22 protein-coding genes and 1 riboswitch are annotated in these 24,032 nt (G+C 43.6%); of the genes, 9 read left to right on the top strand and 13 right to left on the bottom strand.

Annotated features, from left to right (window positions below; translation table 11 throughout):
• Positions 1-49 precede the first annotated feature (49 nt).
• The 5 genes from ACE1OE_RS12505 to ACE1OE_RS12485 are packed head-to-tail and all read right to left on the bottom strand — an operon-like array spanning position 50 to position 5,645.
• Positions 50-1,021 carry an ABC transporter ATP-binding protein gene (locus ACE1OE_RS12505; protein ID WP_449211276.1) on the bottom strand — a complete coding sequence of 324 codons (972 nt, stop codon included), beginning with the start codon at positions 1,019-1,021 and terminating at the stop codon, positions 50-52.
• A 10-nt stretch (positions 1,022-1,031) separates the two neighbouring features.
• Positions 1,032-1,985, bottom strand: a complete 954-nt coding sequence (locus ACE1OE_RS12500; RefSeq protein WP_449211275.1) for an ABC transporter ATP-binding protein — start codon at positions 1,983-1,985, stop codon at positions 1,032-1,034.
• A complete protein-coding gene (locus ACE1OE_RS12495; RefSeq protein WP_449211274.1) occupies positions 1,982-2,974 on the bottom strand; it encodes an ABC transporter permease in 993 nt (330 codons plus the stop codon). The genes ACE1OE_RS12500 and ACE1OE_RS12495 overlap by 4 nt, the downstream gene beginning before the upstream one ends.
• Before the next feature lie 8 nt (positions 2,975-2,982).
• Positions 2,983-3,957: an ABC transporter permease gene (locus ACE1OE_RS12490; RefSeq protein ID WP_449211273.1), complete on the bottom strand. Its 975-nt coding sequence runs from the start codon at positions 3,955-3,957 to the stop codon at positions 2,983-2,985.
• A gap of 53 nt (positions 3,958-4,010) precedes the next feature.
• Entirely contained in the window at positions 4,011-5,645 is a 1,635-nt protein-coding gene (locus tag ACE1OE_RS12485; RefSeq protein ID WP_102532367.1) for an ABC transporter substrate-binding protein, read from the bottom strand.
• Between the two features lie 479 nt (positions 5,646-6,124).
• On the opposite strand from ACE1OE_RS12485, the gene ACE1OE_RS12480 reads away from it, so the two are divergent.
• Positions 6,125-6,871 carry an ABC transporter substrate-binding protein gene (locus ACE1OE_RS12480; protein WP_449211272.1) on the top strand — a complete coding sequence of 249 codons (747 nt, stop codon included), beginning with the start codon at positions 6,125-6,127 and terminating at the stop codon, positions 6,869-6,871.
• Between the two features lie 94 nt (positions 6,872-6,965).
• Here ACE1OE_RS12480 and ACE1OE_RS12475 read toward each other — a convergent pair whose 3' ends face one another.
• Positions 6,966-7,658, bottom strand: a complete 693-nt coding sequence (locus tag ACE1OE_RS12475) for a hypothetical protein (RefSeq protein ID WP_449211271.1) — start codon at positions 7,656-7,658, stop codon at positions 6,966-6,968.
• Between the two features lie 553 nt (positions 7,659-8,211).
• On the opposite strand from ACE1OE_RS12475, the gene ACE1OE_RS12470 reads away from it, so the two are divergent.
• Positions 8,212-10,356, top strand: a complete 2,145-nt coding sequence (locus ACE1OE_RS12470) for an EAL domain-containing protein (RefSeq protein WP_449211270.1) — start codon at positions 8,212-8,214, stop codon at positions 10,354-10,356.
• Positions 10,357-10,494: 138 nt separating this feature from the next.
• Here ACE1OE_RS12470 and ACE1OE_RS12465 read toward each other — a convergent pair whose 3' ends face one another.
• Together ACE1OE_RS12465 and ACE1OE_RS12460 are read right to left on the bottom strand one after the other, a co-directional pair.
• The gene (locus ACE1OE_RS12465) at positions 10,495-11,469 is read right to left on the bottom strand and encodes a GGGtGRT protein (RefSeq protein ID WP_449211269.1); all 975 of its coding nucleotides are present in this window, start codon (positions 11,467-11,469) and stop codon (positions 10,495-10,497) included.
• Positions 11,470-11,484: 15 nt separating this feature from the next.
• On the bottom strand, positions 11,485-12,177 hold the full coding sequence (locus ACE1OE_RS12460; protein WP_102532522.1) for an iron-sulfur cluster assembly scaffold protein: 693 nt from the start codon (positions 12,175-12,177) through the stop codon (positions 11,485-11,487).
• 126 nt (positions 12,178-12,303) lie between these two features.
• A riboswitch (Fluoride riboswitch) is annotated at positions 12,304-12,368 on the bottom strand.
• A 313-nt stretch (positions 12,369-12,681) separates the two neighbouring features.
• Here ACE1OE_RS12460 and ACE1OE_RS12455 point away from each other — a divergent pair.
• Positions 12,682-14,400, top strand: coding sequence for an ArnT family glycosyltransferase (locus ACE1OE_RS12455; protein WP_449211268.1), 1,719 nt, complete (start codon positions 12,682-12,684; stop codon positions 14,398-14,400).
• A gap of 424 nt (positions 14,401-14,824) precedes the next feature.
• Positions 14,825-15,004 (top strand): hypothetical protein, encoded by a 180-nt coding sequence (locus ACE1OE_RS12450; protein ID WP_102532524.1) that lies wholly within the window; start codon positions 14,825-14,827, stop codon positions 15,002-15,004.
• Positions 15,005-15,156: 152 nt separating this feature from the next.
• On the opposite strand, the gene ACE1OE_RS12445 is transcribed toward ACE1OE_RS12450, so the two are convergent.
• Together ACE1OE_RS12445 and ACE1OE_RS12440 are read right to left on the bottom strand one after the other, a co-directional pair.
• Complete coding sequence (locus ACE1OE_RS12445; protein WP_449211267.1) at positions 15,157-15,381, bottom strand: hypothetical protein; 225 nt, start codon at positions 15,379-15,381, stop codon at positions 15,157-15,159.
• A 148-nt stretch (positions 15,382-15,529) separates the two neighbouring features.
• On the bottom strand, positions 15,530-16,477 hold the full coding sequence (locus tag ACE1OE_RS12440; RefSeq protein WP_449211266.1) for a LysR family transcriptional regulator: 948 nt from the start codon (positions 16,475-16,477) through the stop codon (positions 15,530-15,532).
• Between the two features lie 100 nt (positions 16,478-16,577).
• Between ACE1OE_RS12440 and ACE1OE_RS12435 the strand changes: the two genes are divergently transcribed.
• Positions 16,578-17,924: an MATE family efflux transporter gene (locus tag ACE1OE_RS12435; protein WP_449211385.1), complete on the top strand. Its 1,347-nt coding sequence runs from the start codon at positions 16,578-16,580 to the stop codon at positions 17,922-17,924.
• A gap of 154 nt (positions 17,925-18,078) precedes the next feature.
• On the opposite strand, the gene ACE1OE_RS12430 is transcribed toward ACE1OE_RS12435, so the two are convergent.
• The gene (locus tag ACE1OE_RS12430; RefSeq protein WP_449211265.1) at positions 18,079-18,822 is read right to left on the bottom strand and encodes a lipid-binding SYLF domain-containing protein; all 744 of its coding nucleotides are present in this window, start codon (positions 18,820-18,822) and stop codon (positions 18,079-18,081) included.
• A gap of 165 nt (positions 18,823-18,987) precedes the next feature.
• Between ACE1OE_RS12430 and mtgA the strand changes: the two genes are divergently transcribed.
• A complete protein-coding gene (gene mtgA / locus ACE1OE_RS12425) occupies positions 18,988-19,653 on the top strand; it encodes a monofunctional biosynthetic peptidoglycan transglycosylase (protein WP_449211264.1) in 666 nt (221 codons plus the stop codon).
• A gap of 6 nt (positions 19,654-19,659) precedes the next feature.
• Here mtgA and ACE1OE_RS12420 read toward each other — a convergent pair whose 3' ends face one another.
• The gene (locus tag ACE1OE_RS12420) at positions 19,660-20,865 is read right to left on the bottom strand and encodes a multidrug effflux MFS transporter (RefSeq protein ID WP_449211263.1); all 1,206 of its coding nucleotides are present in this window, start codon (positions 20,863-20,865) and stop codon (positions 19,660-19,662) included.
• Between the two features lie 88 nt (positions 20,866-20,953).
• On the opposite strand from ACE1OE_RS12420, the gene ACE1OE_RS12415 reads away from it, so the two are divergent.
• The 3 genes from ACE1OE_RS12415 to ACE1OE_RS12405 all read left to right on the top strand — a co-directional run bounded on the left by ACE1OE_RS12415 (position 20,954) and on the right by ACE1OE_RS12405 (position 23,430).
• Positions 20,954-21,847 carry a LysR family transcriptional regulator gene (locus ACE1OE_RS12415; protein WP_372061208.1) on the top strand — a complete coding sequence of 298 codons (894 nt, stop codon included), beginning with the start codon at positions 20,954-20,956 and terminating at the stop codon, positions 21,845-21,847.
• 142 nt (positions 21,848-21,989) lie between these two features.
• Complete coding sequence (locus ACE1OE_RS12410) at positions 21,990-22,343, top strand: hypothetical protein (RefSeq protein ID WP_449211262.1); 354 nt, start codon at positions 21,990-21,992, stop codon at positions 22,341-22,343.
• Positions 22,344-22,566: 223 nt separating this feature from the next.
• On the top strand, positions 22,567-23,430 hold the full coding sequence (locus tag ACE1OE_RS12405) for an SDR family oxidoreductase (RefSeq protein ID WP_449211261.1): 864 nt from the start codon (positions 22,567-22,569) through the stop codon (positions 23,428-23,430).
• Between the two features lie 28 nt (positions 23,431-23,458).
• Here the strand turns inward: ACE1OE_RS12405 and ACE1OE_RS12400 are convergent, their stop codons facing one another.
• On the bottom strand, positions 23,459-23,698 hold the full coding sequence (locus ACE1OE_RS12400; protein ID WP_102532630.1) for a hypothetical protein: 240 nt from the start codon (positions 23,696-23,698) through the stop codon (positions 23,459-23,461).
• Between the last annotated feature and the right edge of the window lie 334 nt (positions 23,699-24,032).

Genomic DNA, 24,032 nt, shown 5'->3' with positions numbered 1-24,032 from the left:
ATTTTCATCACTTTTTTGAAAGCGCTTTCTTGTGCGCTAAAATTTGAAGTTAAATATTGTGGCAACGAGCAAAGTGTTCTTCTGCAATTTGAACCGGCTTTGGCATTTGTGTCTCACATTGCGCGCTCGCGCTCGGACAACGTGCATAGAACGGACAACCCACGCTCTCGGGCTTCCACAAAGGGATATCCCCTTTTTTAACCATGAGATCGCGACGTCCCGCTTTTCCAGCTTCTGGAACTGCAGATAGCAACAACTTTGAATATGGATGTTGTGGATTCTGGGTGACACTGTCACTTAACCCCCATTCAACCATGTGCCCGACATACATCACTGCGGTCTTCTCAGCGAAGTAACGCGCTGTAGCAATATCGTGGGTAATGTACATAAAAGAAATACCGTGCTTATCTTTCAAGTCAGCCATTAAATTTAGAATGCCCAACCTCACCGATACATCCAGCATTGAAATGGGTTCGTCCGCTAAAATAACTTCGGGATCCACGGCTAAAGCTCGTGCGATCGCAACGCGTTGACGCTGACCGCCGCTGAGTTCATGTGGAAATTTTTCCGCGGTTTCTTTCACCGGCGATAATCCGACAAGCTCAAGTAAATCGTATACAAGCTGAGGAACGGCCGCTTTATCTGCACGTTTATGAATTAATAAAGGGCGCGCAATATGGTGATAGATAGTGTGCACCGGATTCAGGCTGCCAAACGGGTCTTGGAAGATCATCTGTACTTGGCGGGCATACTCAAGCGCACCATTTTGTTCAATATAGGTTTTAAGTGGCACCCCTTTAAAGTTGATCTGGCCAGCGGTCTCATCATAAATACGAGTTAAAATCCTAGCCCCCGTGCTTTTTCCAGAACCTGACTCTCCGACAATCGCCAGCGCTTCACCTTTCTTTAGGTCGAATGAGACATCATTAACCGCTCGCATCACCTTGCTTTTCGCTGACTGCCCTAAAGGAAAGTCTTTAACCAAGTTATTAACTGAAAGAATCACTTCATTACTTTGCATCTGTTTTACCTCACACAAGATGGCAAGCGACCTGGCGGTCAGCAGCGTTTGTCATTAATTTAGGCTCTTCGCGTTTGCATACTTCCACGCACCCATCACAACGATCCTGGAAATTACAACCTTCAGGCGTATCCAATAAATTAACAGGGTTACCGGGAATACCATATAGACGCTCTTTCGGGCCATGGATCGTAGGGAAAGAAGCGATAAGCCCTTGAGTATAAGGATGCTTCGGGTCACCAAACACGTCAGCGGCGTCACCCAGTTCTATCAAGTTACCGGCGTACATCACCCCTATCCGATCAGCAATTTCGCCCATCAAGCTCAAATCATGGCTGATGAATAAAATTGAGAAACCAAATTTTGTCTTTAGATCGTACAGTTCATTCAATATTTCTCGTTCCACCACCACATCGAGAGCCGTTGTCGGTTCGTCCATAATGATGAGCTTAGGCTCGAGTGCAAGTGCAATGGCAATAACCACCCGCTGACGCATCCCCCCACTCAGTTGGTGCGGAAAACTACTCATCCTATCAGCGTGAATACCCACCACTTCAAGTAACTCAGCACCACGCGCATGGGCCTGCTTATAACTCACTTTCTTATGAGCCAGAATGACGTCCGTCAGCTGCTCTCCAATGGTAATCACCGGGTTTAGTGAGTTCATCGCACTTTGGAACACGACTGATACATCATTCCAACGGAACTTTCTCAGTTGTCTGTCGGACATTTTCAGAACATCTTGTCCTTGATACAGCACCTCACCTTCAGAAATAAGCGCAGGCGCTTTATGTAATCTCGCGATAGCGAAAGCGAGCGTACTTTTTCCACAACCAGACTCACCAGCAATCCCAACGGTTTCACCGGGTTTAATCGTTAGACTTACGTTGTTTACTGCACGAGCGATACCATTTGGAGAAACGTAGTCTACGCACAAATTGTTAATTTCAAGTAATGCACTCATTTTAGGCCTCGACGCTTATCTGCTTCTTTCTTAAGTTTGTGCCACAGTTTCATGTGCGGACCAGTACGAAGTTTCGGGTTGCTTACCTGATCAATAGACATATTGATTAATGCTAACGCACCACCAGTTATTGCCAGTGCCATTGCAGGAACTAACATTTCCCACCACGCGCCGGTATAAAGCGATGAAGACGTCTGTGCCCAATACAACATAGAACCCCAACTGACTTCCGTCGCATCACCGAGGCCAAGAATACCCAAGCCTGCCTCGGCACCCATGGCATAAATAACGGTCCCTAAGAAGCCACCAAACACAATCGAAATAAGGTTAGGTAAAATTTCGACCAGAATAATTCGAATCTTTGACTCTCCCATCACTTCTGCGGAAATGATGAATTCTTTATTTCGAATGGCCATGGTTTGCGCCCTGATGACCCTTGCTCCCCAGGGCCAGGAGGTTATCCCCAGTAGTACAGTAATAACCAATGACCCGACTTGCCCTAAGAATGCGGCAAGCACTATCAATAACGGGAGCTGAGGAAAAACCAAAAACACATTGGTTAGAAAGTTTAAGCGGTCATCAATTCGTCCACCAAAGTAGCCCGACGACACACCAACCAACACAGCAATAGTCATAGCAATGACGCCAGCCGTTAAGGCAACAGTCAGTGTTTTTCTTGCACCGTGCAGTACTTGGCTATAGACATCACGTCCACTGCGAGTCGAACCGAGAACATGTTCAGCACTAGGCGCCATATGCGGTCGTGCTACTCGCTTTTGTGGGTCATGAGACGCGAGTACCGGAGCAAAGATGGCGCCTGCCAGAACGATAGTCAGCAAGAAAGCACCAATGATAGCGGGTGGGTTACCATAGAAGAATGAATACACTTTATGGAGCGTACCTTTTATTTTTTTCCATGAAAATTTCGGTTCTCGAGTCGCTAAACTCGGTTCGTTTGTGTATTTATGAGCAGCAATTAACTTGTCCATAATGCACCCTAATTTGAAATACGTGGGTCAAGCCAAACATACAGTAGGTCGGCGATGAAGTTTGCCGTCAACACGGCGGTGACAAGAATCAGAAGAATGGCTTGAATCAATGGGTAGTCGCGAGCAATGATGCCTTTCAGTAATATATTGCCAAGTCCTTGATAGTTAAAAACTACCTCGGTCATGATTGAGCCTGCGAACGAGAAACCAATTGCCATCGCAATAGCCGTCGCAACCGGTAAAATGGCATTACGTCCTGCATATCGATACATCACTCGAAAGCTACTTAAGCCTTTGGCTTCGGCCATCGTGACGTAGTCCTCACCCAATACGTTAATCATGGCGTTACGCATGTTGAACACCCAAGTAGAGATCCCAACAATCACCATCGAACCAACAGGTAATATCGCGTGTTGGGCAACACTTGAAATAAACTCCCACGTTAAAGCAGGCTCTAAAGAAGGATCATAGGTATAAGCGAGTGGTAACAATTCTAGCTTCAAGCCAAAGAAGTAGAACAGCAGCAGTGCGGTAACGATATAAGGGAAGTTACTAATGAAAGCAAGAACTGGCGGGACAAACTGCCCGAAGAATCCTTCACGTCGGTACGACGCATACGTACCAATACTCACCCCGATGATCAACGCGACAATGAGTGAGCCTAATGCCAAGAACATTGTCCATGGTAGCGCCATCGCAATCACGTCAGAAACACTGACTGGAAACATAAGAACCGACGGGCCTAGATCTAATGTAAAAACACTTTTGATATAAGACAAATACTGGACGAAGATGTTGCCATCGACGAAGCCATACATTTCTCGTACCGCGTCCATTTGAGAAGGGTCCATTCGACCCTGAGCTGCGGCAAACAACGCATCAACCGGATCACCCGGCATCAATCTCGGTAACATAAAGTTAAACGAGATAGCGATAATAAACGCAGTAAAATAAAAGCCAAAACGGCGAGCTAAAAACGACATAGCAATACCTTGTTGCTTTGGGGCTATCCACTGGATAACCCCAAAGACATACGTTATTTAAGATGTAAATTATTAAGAATAATTACGCGCTTACCGCCGTCATACCATACGGGTTGGATGTACGGATTTTGTTGACTCGGCCAACCAACGATTTTGCTGGAGTTGTACTGAAACCAAGTTGGATTGGAAAACAGTGGGATAAACGGTAGATTCTCGGCAGTGAATTCTTGTAGTTCAGAAATGATGGCTTGTTGTTTAGCAACATCGCCCGTTTTACCGAAGCTTTCGATAAGCTGGTCAATTTCCGCACTGTTAACACCGTGGCCTGCATGCCATGTTTTGCCGATACGCGACGTAGAAAAATACTCTTGGTAAGCTAAAATAGGGTTCGTCGCGACCATCGACCAGTTAATCGACATTTTGTAGTTACTGTCTTTTAGATTGCTATCGTAAACCGCCCAGTCAACCGTTTTTACATTGGCTTTAATCCCGACTTCTTCATAGTATTCTGACACCATCTGAACCACTTGGATCCAGTCGGTCCAGCCATTAACCACTTCTATATCAAACTCAACGGTATTACCGGATTTGTCATCTCGGAATCCATCGCCATTTCGGTCTATAATCCCCGCTTCATCGAGCAGTTGCTTAGCCTTGTCTTCATCATAACGAGTCAGTTCCGCAAATTTTGCATTAACCGACTTATCGATACTGTTCAGGTATAACTCACCAATACCGCCAACATTAAAGTTTGCGGTTGGGTAACCGTAGGCGGCAATGTCCACAATTGCGTCACGATCGAGGGCCATCGATAGCGCTTGGCGAACTTTTAAATCATCAAACGGTTCTTCTTTGGTGTTTACATAGAGGTGGATGGCATCGTTTGCCGGATACCAAAAATGATGGTTGCTAGGGTCCTGGTCAACAAATGTCGATTCTACATCCGCGATGAAATTTGAACCCCAGTCAATCTCTCCTTTAATAAGAGCGGGTTGTATTTGAGAATTGTCGTTATACGAGCGATAAGTAATACAGTCTAGATGAGGTAGATTTTCCAGGTAATAGTTTGGGTTACGGCACAATTCAACCTGCTGTGGCTTCACATACTTAACCGTTGTCATTGGTCCGCTACCAATAGGGTTCGGGTTAGTAAATGTCGTCAGATCCTTCGCTTTACTCCATACTTTGCTCGGGACAATGTGATACGCGGGAAAATTCCAAACAAAGGTCGAATCGGCTTCTTTCAACTCAAACGTAACGGTGCGTTCATCGATAACATTCACAGCAGTGAGATTACCGCCAGACCAAATACCCTTTTGGTCAAAAGCGGGCGCGGTTTTAGTCATGTTAAAGCTAAAGGCGACATCTTCTGCAGTCAAAGGGCTGCCATCCGACCATTTGAGCCCTTCTCGCAACTTAACCGTTATCGTTTTTAAGTCATCAGTGTAATCGGCTGACTCCGCTAGTCTCCAGTTTGTTTCTCCTGTCATATTGTTGAAAACCATCAAAGGCTCAAACATCACGCCATGATATAAATCTTTTGTTGTATATGGATTAAAGTTGTCAACAAACCCCGTATTGATAATCGGCACTGTCAGTGTACCGCCTTGCTTGATTTCTGCAGCCTGTGCGCCTGCAGTCATTATTGCTCCACATAATACTGAGGCGATGAGTGTTCTTTTATGCATCACTAAATCCTTTTCTATAAGAGTGAATAAGCGCCGTTCCAATCGTGTTGTCATAGGGGGGTTAACAAAAAAGAAAGCGCTTTCTTAAGGGATACTATGTACTCGCACTCTCGATAGCAAAACCGGCACAAAGAAATATCGATGTGATCACATTTACTTAATTCATTTAAAATCAGCAAGTTAACATCAAAAATTGATAAGCAATAAATTAAGCGTCTAAAATAATATCTTTATTTTCAATTAGTTAAGTTCAACAACTGGCATCACAATGTAATTTATGAAACTGTGATCACCTTATCTTTTAAGAAAGCGCTTTATAATTAACATCACTACCACTACTCACACCACACTTTATACATTAACATTTACCTATAAAAATCATGAACATGTGAAGAATACCTATATCAAAATCAATACATTTGATTAGTCTACATAGGTTAACGCGCTTTATTTTGAACGCGCTTACAGGAGCTTGCGCTATGGTTATTAAATTTTGGAACGGAAATAAATCCTCACCTAGGCAACAATATGAGCTGGAATTATTGCAATTAATTGCATCGACGATGGATGACGCTTCTGGCAGAAGAATCACCATTATCGATGACCGGCAAGACTACCCAAAGGCCGAAGATGAAGGACGTGTTTTTGATAATGGCACTGACATTTTAGTGACGGTGAAAGGCAATAAAAAATTTGACGATAGCGTATTCATTGAGATTAACCATTCATTGGTTAAAGAGCTACTAGGGCAGCGAATCCTGTTTATTCGCACTGCCGAACGAGCACAATTTCATTCGCCTGATGCCATAAGAGATAAACGTGTAGGTGTACCAAAAACGTGGGCTGATGCGGATTTATTTCGTCACAATGGATTCAATGTGATTGAGGAAGGTGATTTTGAAACCATATTCGACTTATTAGCTGATAACGAATTCGATTTCGTTTGTTTTGGTGCAAACGAAGCATTAGATATTTACCGACAACGGATACAAGATCAGCATGATATTTCGATGGTCGAGGATCTTATGATCCATTACCCGTTTCCACTGGTGTTCTACGTCAATGCTCAAAAACCAGAACTCGCAGAGCGAGTCGGACATGCGCTTAAGACAATAACGCACAACGGCAAGTTTGATGATCTTTATAATCAATATTTTAAAGGCATTGAAACTGAACTGGCTCTCGCTAATCGTCAGATTATCTCGCTACGCAACCCACAGATATAACCGGTTTGCAGGCCCATTCAGTCGTTGGTTTTAAGATTTCATCACGACATGACGTTGTATGTATCATTCAAACCAACGTAATACTTTAAGATGCTCAAAAAATCTCACCCGTTGAAACGTTCAAGTACACCTTGTTCGCGACATCGAGCCCACCACAATAGCTAAAATAAACATTGTTTGGGTGATTGATAGATTTGATCCAACCATCGACTTCGATAAAATCAGATAAACGACACCGTTTATTTTCAATCAATGATGTCGTAGCGCTAAAAAACCGCTCTTGATAACGATTATAATCGTCACTATTCGCGATTGTATCGGACACTATTGCTTGCCATCGAGGTCCCGTTAAGACAACGGGCTCCGTTGATAAACCCTCTATTTTTACCCACTGTGAGACTTCTTTTTGATCTTCTTCGAGTTGATAAATAGGTGCAATACGGATCCATTCTTGGGCATGTTCCATGACTCGAAGCTCTTCACCATAAAATGCGGTGCCATCTTTCAGGGCATCATCATCGGGTTGAAGCATAATGGCGACAGAGAGCTCAGAGACAAAGTAGTGATCGGGTTGAACGTCACTATCCACTAAAGCTGGCATATCCGGTGTTGGAACGATACCTTTTTTGTCGTTGTCCAGCATTTCTTCTTGATGCGGTTCCTTCATTGGTTTATCTGGCGTGGTCTGATCATCACCATCATCAAAATAACCCAAAAAATACGCAGCACACCCGCCACCAGCGAGTAATAGTAGACAGACAATTCCAATCAATAATTTCTTTTTCACAATGCTCTCGTTAGAAAAGGACTCAACATCAACGTCATTTTAACGTTCAAAGAAGAATAACCGTAACAATGACTTTAGAACTAAGGTCACAATCTTATAACTTACTCCAATAAATTAAAGTTATATCATCTTGAAAACCAATTACCACAAATGATACAACTACACCCTTTCTACAATACCCAGTGAAATACTGTTGAAATTATACGCATTTACTCTAAATCGGAATGCTTTTATATTCAACCGGTTAGATAACATACTTGTTTATACATCAATCAACAAAACTTCACTTAACGAACGAATGAAATGGGTCTAGCACTCTACAAATCCATACTGGATTTTTTCGATACTGCGATAAAATCAACTAATATAAATAGAGTTTGATATATAAAGGAATGTCGGTGCATAAAACCAATAAGCCCCTTGACCATAGCCAACAATATTCGGGTAACCCGTGTATACGTTTCTGCTGTGTTACCAATAATATGCATCATGAACCCTCAATTTTTGTGTCACCAACATCATCCTATCACCTAGGTTCAAGGGTCGCGAATTGATGAAACTTCGGCTTCGCCTTCAAGGTCAATACACACTTGCAACCTTTCTGCTTGCCACCACGCTGATCTCGGCGAGCATCGCCGTACATTTGTGGTTATCCTCAACTCAATCTGATTATTTACGGGCTGAGCTATCCGCTCAACATACGCAAGCCAGCATAAAAACCGTTGTACGAAGAGCGACCCAGGTATCGGGCTATTTAGCATCCGTTTTAGTCAACCCGTTGAATGAACATAACGTCGCTATCACGACACAGTTACTTCAACCCATAAAGGACTACCCAGAGGTCATCAATGTCTCCTTACTGGACCAGAATTATGAGTTCATTGTACAAAATGATGAAGTATCACTTCCTAGCTCATCGCTGCCAGCGCTAGTCAAAGTATTTTCGGATGCCAAAACCGTTCAACAGATTACTGACCAACAAGTGACGGTCATTCAGCCCATTATAATCAACGACAAAGTGGCAGCAGCCCTTTATCTGATTATGTCCACTGATAACGTCCAAGATCATGTTGACGCTGCGGACAAGATCGTAGCAGCCGTTAATTCGCAAATCGAACAGAAGCTGTATTTGTCACTATTCATTATGTCCGTAGCGTTACTCTTGTTTTCAGCGGTTATTGCCACATTTATATCAAGACGATTAAGCCGTCCAATTACCAATCTCACACTTAGGACCAATGCCATTGGCCGAGGTGATTTTGACCTAAAGGACCATGACGACACGAGTAAGCGCACTGATGAAATTGGAGAGTTAAGTAGCGCGATTCGAGCCATGGCAGCAAAACTTGAGCAACGAACTCAAAAGATCACCCATCTCGCTTATCATGACGCTCTAACTGAATTACCAAACAAAACACAGTTCATTCAACACCTACAAAGTACGATAAAGTCTTATCCCGCGACATCGTTCTCTGTGCTTTTTTTGGATCTCGATGAGTTTAAGGTCGTCAATGATAACTACGGCCATGACAGTGGCGACTTCCTGCTGATACGATTGGCGGAAAAGCTGACACTCTGTGCTAGAGACATCACTAATAACCACCCGCTGACAATGATCTCCCGAATCGGCGGCGACGAATTCCTGATGTTAATCCCCCACCTTAAATCCATTCAGGATGTCGACTCTGTCGTTAAGCAAATTTTCGTTGCAGTACGCTCTCCAATACTGATGGAAAATGAAGAGCTAGTGGTCGGAGGCAGTATTGGCGTTGCGCGCTATCCATATAACGGCAAATCCGCTGACGAGCTAATTAAACACGCTGATATTGCCATGTATCGAGCCAAGTCTGATGGCAAAAACACACATAAACTGTTTACTCCTAAAATGTTCAAATCCGTCGTTCATCGAGCAAACATGGAACGTGAGTTAAGGCGTTCCCTTTCGGACTTAAAACAATTTGAATTATGGTTTCAGCCTCTTGTTTGCCTAAAAACCGGACGAACCATCGGTGCAGAGGCTCTGGTTCGCTGGCGTCATCCAACGATCGGTTTGATCTCACCGGCGGACTTTATCTCAATCGCGGAAGAGACCGCCATGATCCTTCCATTAGGTCAATGGCTAATCGAAAACCTTTGCTTCCAAATCCAGCAATGGATGCCTTATTTCGACAGCGACTTTCACGCCTCGATTAACATTTCTTCGAAACAATTGTACCGACAAAACCTCGTCGAAATGTTCGCTTTTTATATGGAAAAATACCAAGTTCCGGCGAGAACGATTCGAATGGAGATCACGGAAAGCTTGTTGCTTCAAGATGAAGATGAAGCGGAGCGCACATTAAAGGCAATCAGGGAAAGTGGAATCGAAGTCTGGCTCGATGATTTTGGCACCGGCTATTCTTCACTCAGTTATTTACGACGTTTCACCGTTGATGGCATTAAAATCGACCAGTCTTTTGTTAGAGACATCACCACCGATGTCAAAGATCAACAATTAGTGCAAGCGATGATTGCGATGGCAAATAACTTAGACTTACTGGTAGTTGCAGAGGGAATTGAAACTCGCGAGCAAGCTCGAAAATTAGCCCAATTTGGTTGCCAAATTGGACAAGGGTACTACTACGATCGTCCCATCCCTGTAGAACAATTTGTCAATCGATTGATTAATGAAAATGAGTCCAATGTTATCGAGTTATAAACATCGATAAAAAAGACCGTTCAGTAACCTGAACGGTCAAGCAACGACATGACTTTCTTATTATTGAAGTAATCGAACAATCATCTTGCAATGACCCTTGTGTTAACGTGCTAAGTGCTAAGTGCTAAGTGCTAAGTGCTAACGATTGAGTCGCATGTCGACTTCGACTGCAAGCGCTACGGATGCACCAACCATCGGATTATTTCCCATTCCAATAAAGCCCATCATGGCAACATGAGCAGGAACCGATGAACTACCCGCAAACTGTGCATCAGCATGCATTCTACCCATCGTATCGGTCATACCGTAACTTGCCGGGCCTGCTGCGACGTTATCAGGGTGAAGCGTTCTCCCTGTACCACCACCAGAAGCCACTGAAAAATAGGACTTACCTTGTATTAATCTTTCTGATTTGTAAATCCCCGCAACTGGATGTTGGAAGCGAGTCGGGTTGGTCGAATTACCCGTTATGCTCACGTCGACTTGAGCGGCATGCATAATCGCAACGCCTTCTCGTACATCATCGGCGCCATAACACAAGATCTCACCGCGCTCTCCTTTTGAAAAACGTTTGCGACTTACCTCATTTAATTCACCTGTTGCGTAATCAAATTGAGTACGGATATACGTAAAACCGTTGATACGAGAAATCAGATAAGCGGCGTCCTTACCAAGGCCATTCAAGATGACTCTTAGCGGCGTTTTGCGTGATTTATTCGCATTCAATGCAATTTTTATTGCCCCTTCCGCAGCGGCGAATGACTCATGGCCAGCAAGGAAAGCAAAGCACTGGGTATCATCACTTAATAAACGGGCGGCCAGTGCACCGTGACCGATCCCAACTTGGCGCTGTTCCGCAACACTGCCCGGTTTGCAAAAAGCTTGTAGACCTTCCCCGATAATATTAGCCGCGGAAGCCGCACTATCCGGGCGACGGTGCAACGCTAATGCGGTACCAAGGGTGTATGCATCACATGCATTATCGAAAGCGATAGGTTGTGTATCAAGAACCAGTGCTTTTGGATCGATGTTCATCTCTAAGCAATAGTCATACGCCTCTTCAATAGAGGTAAAATTCATTTCATTGAGCAGTGTTTGTTTGATGGTATTCATAATGTGGCCCTCAGCTTAGTCTTGACGTGGATTAACGGTTTTAACAGCTTCATCGAAGCGGCCGTAGGTACCTTTTGCTAATACCAGCGCTTCATCCGCTGAGGTACCTTTATTAATTTCCGCCATCATCTTGCCAAGATTGAGATATTCATAACCAATAATCTCCCCATCTTCATCTAGCGCTAGCAAAGTGACATACCCTTCAGCCACTTCCATATATCGAGGACCTTTCGCTAGTGTGGAATAACTGGTACCGACCTGACTACGTTGAGTTTTTCCTAAATCTTCAAGTGCTGCACCAACCTCTAAACCATCCAATGAAAAGGCCGATTGTGTACGACCATAGGCAAATTGTAGGAATATTTCCCGCATTGCTACATTAATCGCATCACAGACAAGATCGGTATTCATCGCTTCTAGAATGGTTTTTCCGGTAAGAATTTCAGACGCCATCGCGGCTGAGTGTGTCATGCCTGAGCAGCCTATTGTTTCAATAAGGACTTCTTGAACGATGCCTTCTTTGACGTTGAGTGTGAGTTTGGCAGCGCCTTGTTGCGGAGCACACGTTCCTACGCCATGACTTAGGCCTGAGATCGCGATGACTTCTTTTGGATTGATCCAGCGCCCTTCTACAGGGATAGGGGCTGACGCATGGAGATCACCCTTTTGGATAGGGCACATTGAATGGATTTCTTGAGCATATTGCATGTCGTTTTCCTAAATAAGGAAAACAGGTGTAGGGCGGAACTAACATAACCACTCTCGAAAGAGTAAACTATCACTACAGTTCGCAGCCTATAACATAGACTGTTCCAACAGATACACCTGTTCTCTAAAACTGTAGGAGTCATTAGCCAGATTGGCGGTTAAGTAGGTGGAACCCCATCACCTTCGAATACATAGTAGATCCATATCACACTTTAATGCAACGGATTCTCTAGATTCATTTATTATATCAATATCGCCGCTTATATTGATTTAGGCACAAACATATCAATATCTATCGTTACAAATTGAAGACATTATTGATTTGAATGTTAAGATATAGTTCTGTCAAGCTGACGTCAGAAACAAAATTTTTTACGGATATTCAGTAATTAACAATTGCTGTAGAAAAATTAGCCCATTAGAATCAGCCCCCCTTTTATTTTTAAATTGTTAACAATTTAAAGTGGTCGCTTTCCTATTGGTCACTTTGAAGGAGAAGAAAAAGTGTCGATAACAAACTCAAGTCAACAAACCAATGATACACATTGGAAAGTATTTTTGTTGCTTGCCATTGTTGCTGTTGTTTTTAGTGGTTTATTTGACCACGATGTCTGGACGCCAGACGAACCACGTGTCGCAGCAATTATTCACAGTATGCACTTAACCGGTGATTACATCATTCCTCGCTTCGCCGACATCGCATTTGTGGAAAAACCTCCGGTTTTCTTCGTCATGTCGACACTGCTCATGCAAGTCACGGGACTCGACGCCATTATGGCGGGACGCTTAGCGCTTGCATTATTGTGTTTAGGCTCCCTTGCGGCTACCTATCGAATTGCCTTTTTGTTTAAAGGCGAAAACTTTGCTTGGACGGCGCTGGCCGTACTTGGAACGTTAGAAGGCTTTATTCTCAATTTCCATTGGCTTCGTGTTGATGCCGCACTCATGTTCACCACCATTGCGGCCATTTGGGCATTCTCTGAAGCATATCTGCGTCAAAAGCTGGGTTATTTGATCATTGCTGGTGCGTTTACAGGCTTAGCCTTTTTAAGTAAAGGGCCTGTTGCCATCGTTTTATGTATTGGTTTGGCTTGGGTTCCTTTGGTCCTTCGTGCGCTCACGCTACGAAAGCAGTTCCCTGATGAAGCGGCCTCTATGAGCCGCTTTGTATTGATGCATATTGGCGGCATTGCCGTCATGTGCCTAGTCGCAGCGAGTTGGATCTATCCATTTTACAAAACAGCCTCTCCTGAGCTTTGGAAAGCATGGTTTTGGGATAACCAGGTAGGTCGATTAACAGGCAAAGCGACCGACACTCTGGGTCATAACAACGCTGGTAAACCTTTTTATTACGTCAAAGGCGTAATGGAATATGGTGCGCCATGGACCCCATTACTGGTTCTTTGGCTTGGCGGATTTTTCTACAAACTACGTCAACCCAAGCAATTGAATTGGATAGATGGCTTTTTAATATTCTGGTTTGCCTTAGCCATCTTTGTCTTATCTTATTCTGTCACCAAGCGTTCAATGTATTTGGCACCACTCATGCCATTATTTGCACTAATGATCGCGGATGCGCTTCAAACGTTTGCTGGAAAGTGGCTTGACTGGTATCGACGAGGTTGGCTCGCACTGATGTCGTTCGTACTGATTGCTTTTGCGGTAGTTCCATTGTGGGCTGGGCTTCTCCCTGCGCATAAAATTCCTGACGCATTAATGGTATGGCTAACATCTTGGCACTGGATTGCCCTAGTACCACTTTTAGCGATTGGACTCATGATAATTGTCGAGCGCAAGCCTTGGCCGCAGTGGAGTAAGCTAGCGATTATTACGGCTTTGTTCTTTTCTAGCGCCTTTACCTACTTATTTCCAGCAATTGATATCGCAAAAGATATGAAACCGGATTTAAAGGCTTTTGTGGAACAAATTCCAGAAGAAAAACGTGAACGTATTGCAAGCTTGCGATTCTCGGAGACGATGACGTCTATATTTTTCCTTTACCATGATTGGTCGGTACCGCGAGTCAGTGCGGAGCGTGCACAAGATATCCTAGACGGCATTGATCCTGACTACGATTACCTACTGCTTGATAGAAGCAATTCCGTCACTGAGATTCGTGCTTTTTCTGGCCTGAGAGAAGATACTCAGTTTACTATCTTAGCAAAGGGCACCCCTCGTAGCGATAAAGTCAAAGATGCCGTTTTTTGGCTATCGCCTGACTAATACACTGATATGCCCATAACGGTCGCTGACCGTTGTGGGCAATATTGCCATCAAAATGCCAATGATTCGCATTAATCGTTATGTATCACGTTTTATAACTTCTCTCGTCTAATTCATCTCTCCTTTTTGCAATTTGTAACGTTAATTTTTTTGTCATTCAACTTATCCCAATCATCTGTTTTTTAAACAGAATAATTAATTTTCGTGAACACTAATCAACAAGAAATATGATCTGCTGTTATCTATAATATCTTTCCATTTGATTCAAATTTACCAAACGACTACTATGCTCGGCGTAAAAATGAATTTACTTATAAACTATAAAAATACCCCCCAGCTGGTGGTCAATTAACTGTCATATAACTCAGTTAGGCTTAAGCCATCCAGTCCTGATACCTACAACGTCAAAGGCGAATTGATTATTATGTTTGAAGAGAAAACGTTCCAATTGATGAAGAGTACCCTGGTCGGTAAAGTTAAAAATATTGATATTATTCCTTGTTGCAGCAAAGAATCACTTATCGAGGCGGTTAACAGTGCATCATCAGTCAGTGACCTCATCGGCATCAACAAAGCGATTCTTAGATTAATCAGCAAAGCCTAATTTAACGACAATAAAACGCCCCCAGCGCTTTGAAGCGCTGGGGGCGTTTTATTTTGTGTGCAACGATTATTTTTGTGTGCAACGACTAGGGCAGCTCCTAAATGAGCTTTCGTTATATTAACAACGGATTGTATTCGTAACTATGGCAAGATTTATTCTTGATTGCGGCGTTGGTTTTTAAACTTACGCCCTAGGTATACGACACCAATAAGCAGCGCAATATAGTAAAAACCTTGTCCCACATACTCCATCAAGTCATTAACGTTAGGCAAAGTGACATGCTCAAACATTGACAATACCTGGTCAGATTTCCCCGAATCAAATATCATCCATACCGTAATGGCAATACACACCAATAAAAAAATCCAACTTCTCATTTACTCAATCCTATAACGTCTTAACAATGTGGGTAGCTCTCTCAGCCATCGCCTATAGTCGCGGTAGACGGTCATTGTCTTTTATACTTAAGTGAAAACTAGCAAGCCTCGACAATAATTTCAGTGATTAATCACTAGTTTTTGGTACTCAGAATTCTGGTATGCCCCACTGATGATGCTCTGATAACCTCTTTAATTTTTCAAGTTCCTGTTGCGTTTCAGCTTTCAGCCATTCCACAAGCTCATCAACCACCGGAGAGTCGGTTCTTTTGTGGCAATAATAACGCCATGCGCTGTAATGCACTGGCGCATGACTAGGGCAAAACAAGTATTCACGCTCCAATTCGGGTAACGCGAGTAACAAGTCTGTGACCGCCACGCCCTGCCCTGATAGGCAGGCACTCAATGTGAGATCCAATGTATAAAACGTCGAGTTTCTTACTGGTTTTTGATCAACGTGACCCACTTTTTTAAGCCAAACACGCCAATCGTGATGATCGAGTGTCGGGTGAAGCCTAGGTAACGACAACAACGTGTCCATATCACCATGATCATTCATCATAGGTTTAGTGCATACCGGCGCCATGTACTCTTCTCGTAAGAACAATATTTCGGGGTCATGTTCAAAACGTTCACCATAGCGAGTGGTAAACACAAATAGATCATAGTCGCCCGCACGTAAACTCTCTTCTTCATCAATGACCGGAATGACAACAATTTCATTGTTAGGATAGCGCTCACTTAGCTGATGAATCTTTGGCAATAACGAACGTGTAGCAAAACTTAACGCCGCTCGAATGACAATCTTTTGATTCGGTGTGACACGCCAGGAATCCAACAATGAATGCAGCGAACGGTAATTCCTTTCTAGAACGTCTTGAAGCTCTTGCCCCTTCAGCGTCAGCTGAATCGTTCGATGACCTCTCACAATTAAAGATGCATTTAACTCATCTTCAAGTTGTTTTACCTGACGGCTCACAGCGCTTTGGGTTACGTGAAGTTCATTTGCCGCCATTGTAAAGCTCATATGCCTTGCGACAACTTCAAACACCTTTAGGCTGTTGTGTGAATAAGGAATATTCGAATAGGGATTCATAATTGTTCACATGACTTCAAATCATATGAGAGTGGCATAAATGTTGATTGAACGCCACACCGAGTTATATAAACTACTCGACTCATCACTCGAGGCTATCATGAAAAAAATTCTCTCTCTCGCGACCCCATTGATTATTTCTCAGCTTATCTCTATGGCATTGGTATTGACGGATGTTTGGATGATGGCTCGACTCAGTGTGGCCGATCTTGCGGGAGGTGGTTTGGGTGCTTCGGTTTACACGTTTGTTTTTCTCGTTGCAGGAAGCACAGTGGGGTGTGTTGCAAACTTAATCGCGATCGCTTACGGGCAAGCAGTAGCAAGGCCAGAATTCGGGCATCGACAAATTCGGCTGGCAATCAAAGGCGCCGTGATATTGTCTGTGGTGTTAAGTATCCTACTCACATTCTTGTTTGTTTATGCGCCTCAGTTTCTCATGTTCGCAAGGCAACCTGAAAGTACCATCACCATCGCCATGAGGTATCTAGACACACTGAAATGGGCAATGTTACCGACACTGCTACTACTGATTTTACGCGGACTCACAAGTAATTTCGGCGATGCGAAGTCTGTCATGATCATGTCTTTAGTGACTGTCATCTTAAATATTCCATTGAGTTATGGTCTCGCGTTTACACTCAATATGGGTATTGCCGGCCTTGGTATCGGTACCGCACTGGCCGCCTCTTTCGTTCTTATTGGCTACAGTATTTGGGTCTTTAAACGTCCTGTCTATTATAAATATGCGCCATGGCGTCAACTTGATGAGTATTCATGGAAGCTAGTGTTACCACTGCTTTCTATGGGTCTACCTATCGCGATCGCGGCTGGCTTAGAAATGGGGCTGATTTATGGTGGGACATTAATGTCAGGCATGATTGGTATCGCATCCCTTGCCCTTCACCAAATTCTGCTGCAATGCTTAAGTTTTACGTGGAACATCAACTTTGGTTTTTCTCAAGCGGCAGCTATTTTGGTGGGTAAAGATTACGGCAGTAATAATTTTGAAGGTATAAAAGCAATCGCTAAACGAAGCTTTGCCCTCGTCACCGTATTAAGCGCGGTTCTAGCCGTTGTCTTTATCATGTGGCCAGATGCCATCGCCAACCTATTCCAACTCGATGACCAAGGTGATACAGACTTAACACGCATGCTCTCTTCTCTAATCTGGGTCGTCGCGCTTAGCTTTGTTGTCGATGCATGGCAGTTATTGGCAATGAACCTACTCCGAGGAATGAAAATTGTTATTGTGCCTACTATCATGAGTGGGATTGGGTACTGGCTATTTGGTCTTCCATCGGCATGGTACTTAATGAAGCACTACCAATTGGCGGGCATCTGGGGAGGTATTCTTGTTGGCTTAGCGGTGACAGGTGTGATGTTACTCATTCATTTGGTTAGTAAACTCAATCAATCGGATCACCCAGCACAACCCATCTCGATTTAGCTATTGAAGTGACCACTGTTGATGGCATTTACAGTGATATTACCACTGAATCAATGTGCAACCTTGATGACGAAATAAGCCTCCAAAACGGAGGCTTATTTTCAGCACGAACTGTGCGGATGACTAATTGTTAACCATCACCGATTACTAAGTGTTATTTATTATCGTAATTGTTGTTCGGTGCGAAAGTAAAACCTTGGCCGCCAATGGCCGCTTCATACATCAGGCCACCTTTGGTCAAGGTAAACACTGACATCCCATTAATGTACGCCGCTTTACTTTGATTATCTCCAGCCTGCGCTCCTGCCCCAGTTGATCCCGCTTGTGCACTTGCCCCCAAGGTAATCGCGACAGCAGAAGCTTGCGCACCAAACTCAAAACTACCACTAGTAAACGCGTAGTAGTCGGCTTTAGTTTCGAAGAAAATGACCTCACTGTAAGCCTGAGCTCCAAGCTGAAGGCCGAAACTCAACTGTGCTAAAGTGGTCTCACCCACATGAACGCCCTGACGATAGACTTTGCCTTCACCATAAGAGCCACCTAACCCAAAACCACCTTTGCCAACCGTTGGAAACACAGCATACCCGTAAGCATTCTCAAAAAATGGATGCGTTGCATCCGCTTCTTTGAAACGGTTTAATGTCGCTTCGATTTTACTCGCTGGTGCTGCTGGCTCTGCCGCTACATTATTGTTTTTGGTTGGCTCAGCGACCGACTCTGTGCTCACGCTCTCCGTGGCATTAACCGTCTCGGTATTTGTGTTTTCAGAAACGCTTGTATTCTCGGAAACATGAATAATGTCGGTTACCGGTGCGGGTTCGTTCGTATCTGCCAATACAGTAGGCGCAACAGTCATGAAAGCCAACAAGATTGTATTTCGCCTAAAATTCACTAACATCGTCGTTCCTTAATGATATGTTGTCGTTTCTTATAGACGAATCATACCCTAGATAGTTCAAACTAATAGGAAAATAATACCCATACTGCTGTTTATTCTGGTGTCACTGCCAAAAGCCACCTACAATTACTTTTCGTGGACTAATGTACTAACTTTTTGAATTTTATGATAAAGAAACTAATTATAAACACCATACTCATTTTAGCTGGTGTCCCCATCTTACTGGTTTTTTCATTAAAGGTTCTCAACCCACCGGTCTGGGGCTGGCAAATCAGCCGTACGCTATTCCCACCTGAAAGCTATCCGGACAGCGTTCTTCATGATTGGGTGCCACTCCAAGATATTTCCCAAAGCATGCCATTGGCTGTTATCGCCTCTGAAGACCAGTTGTTTACTAAGCACTACGGCATCGATATTGATTCTATCTTGAGTGTATTGAACGAAACCACAGGCACACCATCGCGCGGTGCAAGTACCATTACTCAACAAACTGCAAAAAATGTGTTTTTGTTCCCAAGCCAAACCTACGTTAGAAAAGCCTATGAGCTGTACATTGCGTTACTTATGGAAGCGATTTTGAGCAAAAAGCGAATAATCGAAGTTTATCTCAATGTGATTGAATTTGGCCCTGGCATATACGGCGTTGAGGCAGCAAGCCAATACTACTTCGGCATCGCAGCAAAGCAGCTGTCTGCCGTACAAAGTGCCCAGCTAGCAGTCGTGCTTCCGAACCCTTATAAAATAAAGCCTACCCCAAATACGCCTTATGTACAGCAACGTACGCAATGGGTATTAACACAAATGAATAATTTAGGACCAATTTCATTTTAACGGCGGTTACTCCACTGCCGAAGTAGAGGAATAGCGTTTAATCTGGCTCATCAGTAACACAACCGCCATCATCACAGCCGAGAGCATATAAAAGCCACCCAAGCTTTTTTGTCCATCAATCCAATGCTCCACTAAATGTGCGCCTAATACGCCTGCTATGACCATTTGAATTGAGCCAGACAGTGCCGATACTGAACCCGCTTGCTGCTTATGGGGGCCAAGTAACAAACTGATTGAAATCGGAAACGACATCCCCTGTGCAATCGTCAGTAGTGTGAAAGAAAAGATTAAATTGAATACCGATATGGATGTCATCAACAGCCATAAACCAGACGTTGCCATTATGCTAATAGCGAGCAATAGTAGCCAAGCAGTCGAAAAGTAACGATTAAGAATATTCAAGGAAACACTGCCAAGCAATAGCCCTGCAGATGGGATAATCATAATCGAGCCATACTCTGCAACCGTCAGTCCTAGCTCGTGTTGCATCAAAAATGGAAATAGGCTTAACGACACAACGGCACCTAAGTAGCTGATCCAGTTGTAACTCGCACTGCCGATCACCTGTGGGTTAACGATGAGCTTAGAATACGTCTGCAACACGCCTTTTATCTCAAAACGACGAGGGGCATACGGCAGTGTTTCGGGCAAAATGAACCACCCCAACACATAAATAGCGATGAGATAAACCAATACAAAAACGAATACCGCCTCCCACCCGAGTTGAAAGGCAATCCAGCCACCAAAAACCGGCGCAATAATCGGCATAATCGAAGCGGTCATTGAAATATAAGACAACGCCTTGGTCAACTGTTTGCCATCATAGCTGTCTCGTAACACACTGCGTCCCAACACCGACGCACTGCCTGCCCCAAGACCTTGTAAAAGGCGACCAAATTCCAATGCAAACAAGTGTTCTGACAAAGCGATACACAGTACTGTGCCTAGTAGGTAAATTCCTTGTCCAAGTAAAAAGACCGGTCGCCTTCCTATTGAGTCAGAAAGCGGACCATAAAATAGCTGGGACAAGCCAAAGCCCACCAGAAATAGTGTCACTAACATTTGAGCATCAACGTGCGTTAGCGATAGAGACTCACTAATTAGCGGTAACGAAGGCAAATAAATGCTGACCCCTACTTGGCCTGTTGCAATGATCATCATAGCAAGCAGCATCGGGGTTTTATTGAAGGGTTTGGATTGTTTTTTATTCATACGCTTAGTCTATATTGCGTATTACTTTATGATAATAGAGTATGATGGAAATAGATTATGTCCCCAAAAGAAACAATGGAAAACTGATATGGATTGGATTCAGTGTATTAACAGCTATATAAGAGTCGTAGAAGAAGGGAGCTTTAATGGCGCTGCCCGACGAATGAACACCACAAATTCGGCGATTAGTAAACGTATTCATTGGCTAGAAGACATCATTGGCGTGCAGCTTCTAAAGCGCACCACTCGATCAGTGACACAAACAGAAGCTGGTGCACTGTTTTACCAACGAGCTAAAGATTCAATGGATCGATTTCAGTCCATTATCGACGAGACACGCTCAGTCAACCAAACACCGGCTGGTTTGCTAAGGATTGGAGCCACCATTGCAGTCGGGTCAAAGTTTTTAGTGCAATACTTTAGCGATTTCTTGCTCAAATACCCAGAGATTCGAATACAACTCATCACAACGGCACCAGGTCAATTGCCAGACTCCAACTTAGATATCTTCATTAGCCGCGAGATTGAACAACTCAATTCATTAAGCATGAAGCAGATCAAACTGTTCGAACAACAAGTGGGCCTATACGCCGCGCCTTCTTATATCTGTCAACATGGCGAACCAACCACCATCGAAGATCTTAAGCAACATAACGTCCTTATATGGGGCGAACGGCCACAGCGGGAATACAAAATAAACAAAAACCAAAGAGTCACATTGTCTGGTAACTTCGCCACCACAAACCCAGAAGCGTTGTTTTTTGCCGCCAAAAGTGGCATGGGTATCTTAATCGGTAACGATGCCATGATTAAAGATGACATCAAGTCAGGTGCGCTCGTTCGGTTACTACCCGAAATTCAAGCCGAAGACTCGACCATGTATGCGTATTACCCAGCCCTTGATTATGAACATACCCGAACCAAATTGTTTCTCGACTATATAAAAAACCGGTTAGCTCAGTCCGATGTCCACACACAGTGATAAGTCGAACCTTGAACCATCATAGATAAAGCGTTCATTACTGGCCCACACAATCAACGTTAAACCATACACTTTCTATACAATTCAACGCAATAACCGGATAGTTCGTGTGTAATAATCACTACGTTGATTGACGTGGAGTATGGTAGTGATCCTTTTCTTTTGTCTCTGTTTAGCCAGCTATTATTTGCTCGTGAGCTATGCTGGCGTTAAAGCATTTCGTGCTGAGGCGTTAAAGTGGTCTGACGCGCTACTACCCATTTGGGTCATCGGTTGGTGGTCTTTACTTGCTTCAATCGGCGTAGGCCCACAGAGTCTAGGTAACCTTGTTGAATTACCATTACTCCTATTTTTAGCATGTTTACTGTTTAACTTTCGAATCTACCTCGTGATATCGCAACATTCATCGACGTTCGCAACACCATTAGTCGTGTTTATCATCACACTTATATTCACTATCGGTGTCAGAGTGTATTGTCCTCTTATTCCCGAATAAGTCGATTTTTCACACTTGTTGTTTCGGAACTATTATCGTTTTGGAGCTATTGTTATTTCGGAGCTAATGTCATTTCGGAATCATTACCACTTCGCAACCAACCTCACGTCGCGACGACTTATTCATATTTATCTACAAAAAAGTCCAACACATCCAGCAAAGATTTCTGCGTGCCTCAGTATTTCCGTTACTATTACCTCAGGTGATTAGAAGGACAAACTTAATGCTGAACACAAACGTATTGATCGCAGGCTCAACAGGTTATCTAGGGCAATATCTGATATCCGAAATAGAAAGCCGCGATATGACGTCATTTTCAGTTGCTCGCAATCCAAAGAAGTTAAATGGTTTAGGTCTTCGCTCTGAACAAATCATTACCGCACAAGTGACACAGCCTGACACGCTGCGTGGCATCTGTGAAGGCATTGATGTGGTCATCTCGACCATAGGGATTACTCGTCAATCTGATAAGCTGTCCTATGAGGATGTCGATTATCAAGCCAATATAAATCTACTGCGCGAAGCAATGAGTTCGGGGGTGAAGAAGTTTATCTATGTGTCGGTATTTCAAGGTGATAGGTTACAAGATTTAGCGATATGCCAAGCGAAGGAGAAGTTTGTCTTCGCGCTAAAACACTCTGGGATTGATTACTGTATCATTCGACCTACGGGTTTTTTCTCCGATTTAAGCGAGATTTACCACATGGCAGAAAAAGGTAAAGCGTATTTATTTGGAGATGGTTCATATCGCAGTAATCCAATACATGGTGCCGATCTTGCTAGCGTGTGCGTCGATGCAATTGAGACAAACATGACCGAAATTGCCGTGGGTGGCCCGGAGATACTGTCCCATCAAGAAATGGTTGATATCGCTTTTGATGTACTCGGCAAGCGTGCTCGAATCCGCATGATTCCCGAATGGATTCGCAAAAGCGCATTATGGTTTGCGCGGCACTTAGCCCCCAAATACGCCAGTGGCCCCTTAGAGTTTTTTATGACCGTTATGGCTAGGGATATGGTCGCGCCTAAATATGGTCATCGAACACTAAAAGCGCACTTCGAAACGCTATACAACAATCCCAAATAGTGCACAGAGTCTGCCGATGCCCCTTGCGTTATACAAATTGAAGCAATTCAGAGGGCGAATACCGCTCCGCTTCTTTGCCTTGAGCAATAAGATCGATCACTTTTAAGTGATTCATATCCCCAAACTCTGTAACTAGATAACGCCGAAATGCTTGCTCATTTGGCCACTTCCCGCGGACTGTGTAGCCTTCTTCTATGTCAAAATCTTCCGTTTCAAAAAAAGAAAAATCCGTCATACCAATGTTATGGCAATACAATACGAGATACATGCTGGCTCCTTTAAGTCTAAGAATGAAACATTTAAGTCCAAGATGCCTGTAGATGCAACCCATAACCTCGAAGTGATACACACTATTGCCGTAGGACAATATGTTTGTTCATTTACAATACATATTGGTCGCTTTTGGGCTATATAAAGGCAAGTAGGAATCTAGTGACCGCGTTTACGGAATCACAGCCACTCTCCCGCACACTGAAACTCGTTGTCAGACAAAAACGGTTTAGTTTCCTTTTTCCTCCAACTAACAACATTCGTCATTCTCACGAAAGTGAGGATCTCACAAAGCGCGTAGACAATTGAAAAAATTCGATTAAGTTAAGTAC

Source organism: Vibrio sp. E150_011, assembly GCF_053544015.1.
Note: the sequence above shows the minus strand (reverse complement) of the source record. Positions and strands in the feature narration are given on the sequence as shown.

Coding starts and splice junctions, on each gene's coding strand:
- ACE1OE_RS12430 (WP_449211265.1), bottom strand. CDS start 18,822: ATGTTAGTGAATTTTAGGCGAAATACAATCTTGTTGGCTTTCATGACT.
- ACE1OE_RS12460 (WP_102532522.1), bottom strand. CDS start 12,177: ATGCAATATGCTCAAGAAATCCATTCAATGTGCCCTATCCAAAAGGGT.
- ACE1OE_RS12440 (WP_449211266.1), bottom strand. CDS start 16,477: ATGAATCCCTATTCGAATATTCCTTATTCACACAACAGCCTAAAGGTG.
- ACE1OE_RS12420 (WP_449211263.1), bottom strand. CDS start 20,865: ATGAATAAAAAACAATCCAAACCCTTCAATAAAACCCCGATGCTGCTT.
- ACE1OE_RS12470 (WP_449211270.1), top strand. CDS start 8,212: ATGAAACTTCGGCTTCGCCTTCAAGGTCAATACACACTTGCAACCTTT.
- ACE1OE_RS12485 (WP_102532367.1), bottom strand. CDS start 5,645: ATGCATAAAAGAACACTCATCGCCTCAGTATTATGTGGAGCAATAATG.
- ACE1OE_RS12465 (WP_449211269.1), bottom strand. CDS start 11,469: ATGAATACCATCAAACAAACACTGCTCAATGAAATGAATTTTACCTCT.
- ACE1OE_RS12405 (WP_449211261.1), top strand. CDS start 22,567: ATGCTGAACACAAACGTATTGATCGCAGGCTCAACAGGTTATCTAGGG.
- ACE1OE_RS12500 (WP_449211275.1), bottom strand. CDS start 1,985: ATGAGTGCATTACTTGAAATTAACAATTTGTGCGTAGACTACGTTTCT.
- ACE1OE_RS12505 (WP_449211276.1), bottom strand. CDS start 1,021: ATGCAAAGTAATGAAGTGATTCTTTCAGTTAATAACTTGGTTAAAGAC.
- ACE1OE_RS12490 (WP_449211273.1), bottom strand. CDS start 3,957: ATGTCGTTTTTAGCTCGCCGTTTTGGCTTTTATTTTACTGCGTTTATT.
- ACE1OE_RS12445 (WP_449211267.1), bottom strand. CDS start 15,381: ATGAGAAGTTGGATTTTTTTATTGGTGTGTATTGCCATTACGGTATGG.
- ACE1OE_RS12410 (WP_449211262.1), top strand. CDS start 21,990: ATGGTAGTGATCCTTTTCTTTTGTCTCTGTTTAGCCAGCTATTATTTG.
- ACE1OE_RS12415 (WP_372061208.1), top strand. CDS start 20,954: ATGGATTGGATTCAGTGTATTAACAGCTATATAAGAGTCGTAGAAGAA.
- ACE1OE_RS12480 (WP_449211272.1), top strand. CDS start 6,125: ATGGTTATTAAATTTTGGAACGGAAATAAATCCTCACCTAGGCAACAA.
- mtgA (WP_449211264.1), top strand. CDS start 18,988: ATGATAAAGAAACTAATTATAAACACCATACTCATTTTAGCTGGTGTC.
- ACE1OE_RS12450 (WP_102532524.1), top strand. CDS start 14,825: ATGTTTGAAGAGAAAACGTTCCAATTGATGAAGAGTACCCTGGTCGGT.
- ACE1OE_RS12495 (WP_449211274.1), bottom strand. CDS start 2,974: ATGGACAAGTTAATTGCTGCTCATAAATACACAAACGAACCGAGTTTA.
- ACE1OE_RS12400 (WP_102532630.1), bottom strand. CDS start 23,698: ATGTATCTCGTATTGTATTGCCATAACATTGGTATGACGGATTTTTCT.
- ACE1OE_RS12435 (WP_449211385.1), top strand. CDS start 16,578: ATGAAAAAAATTCTCTCTCTCGCGACCCCATTGATTATTTCTCAGCTT.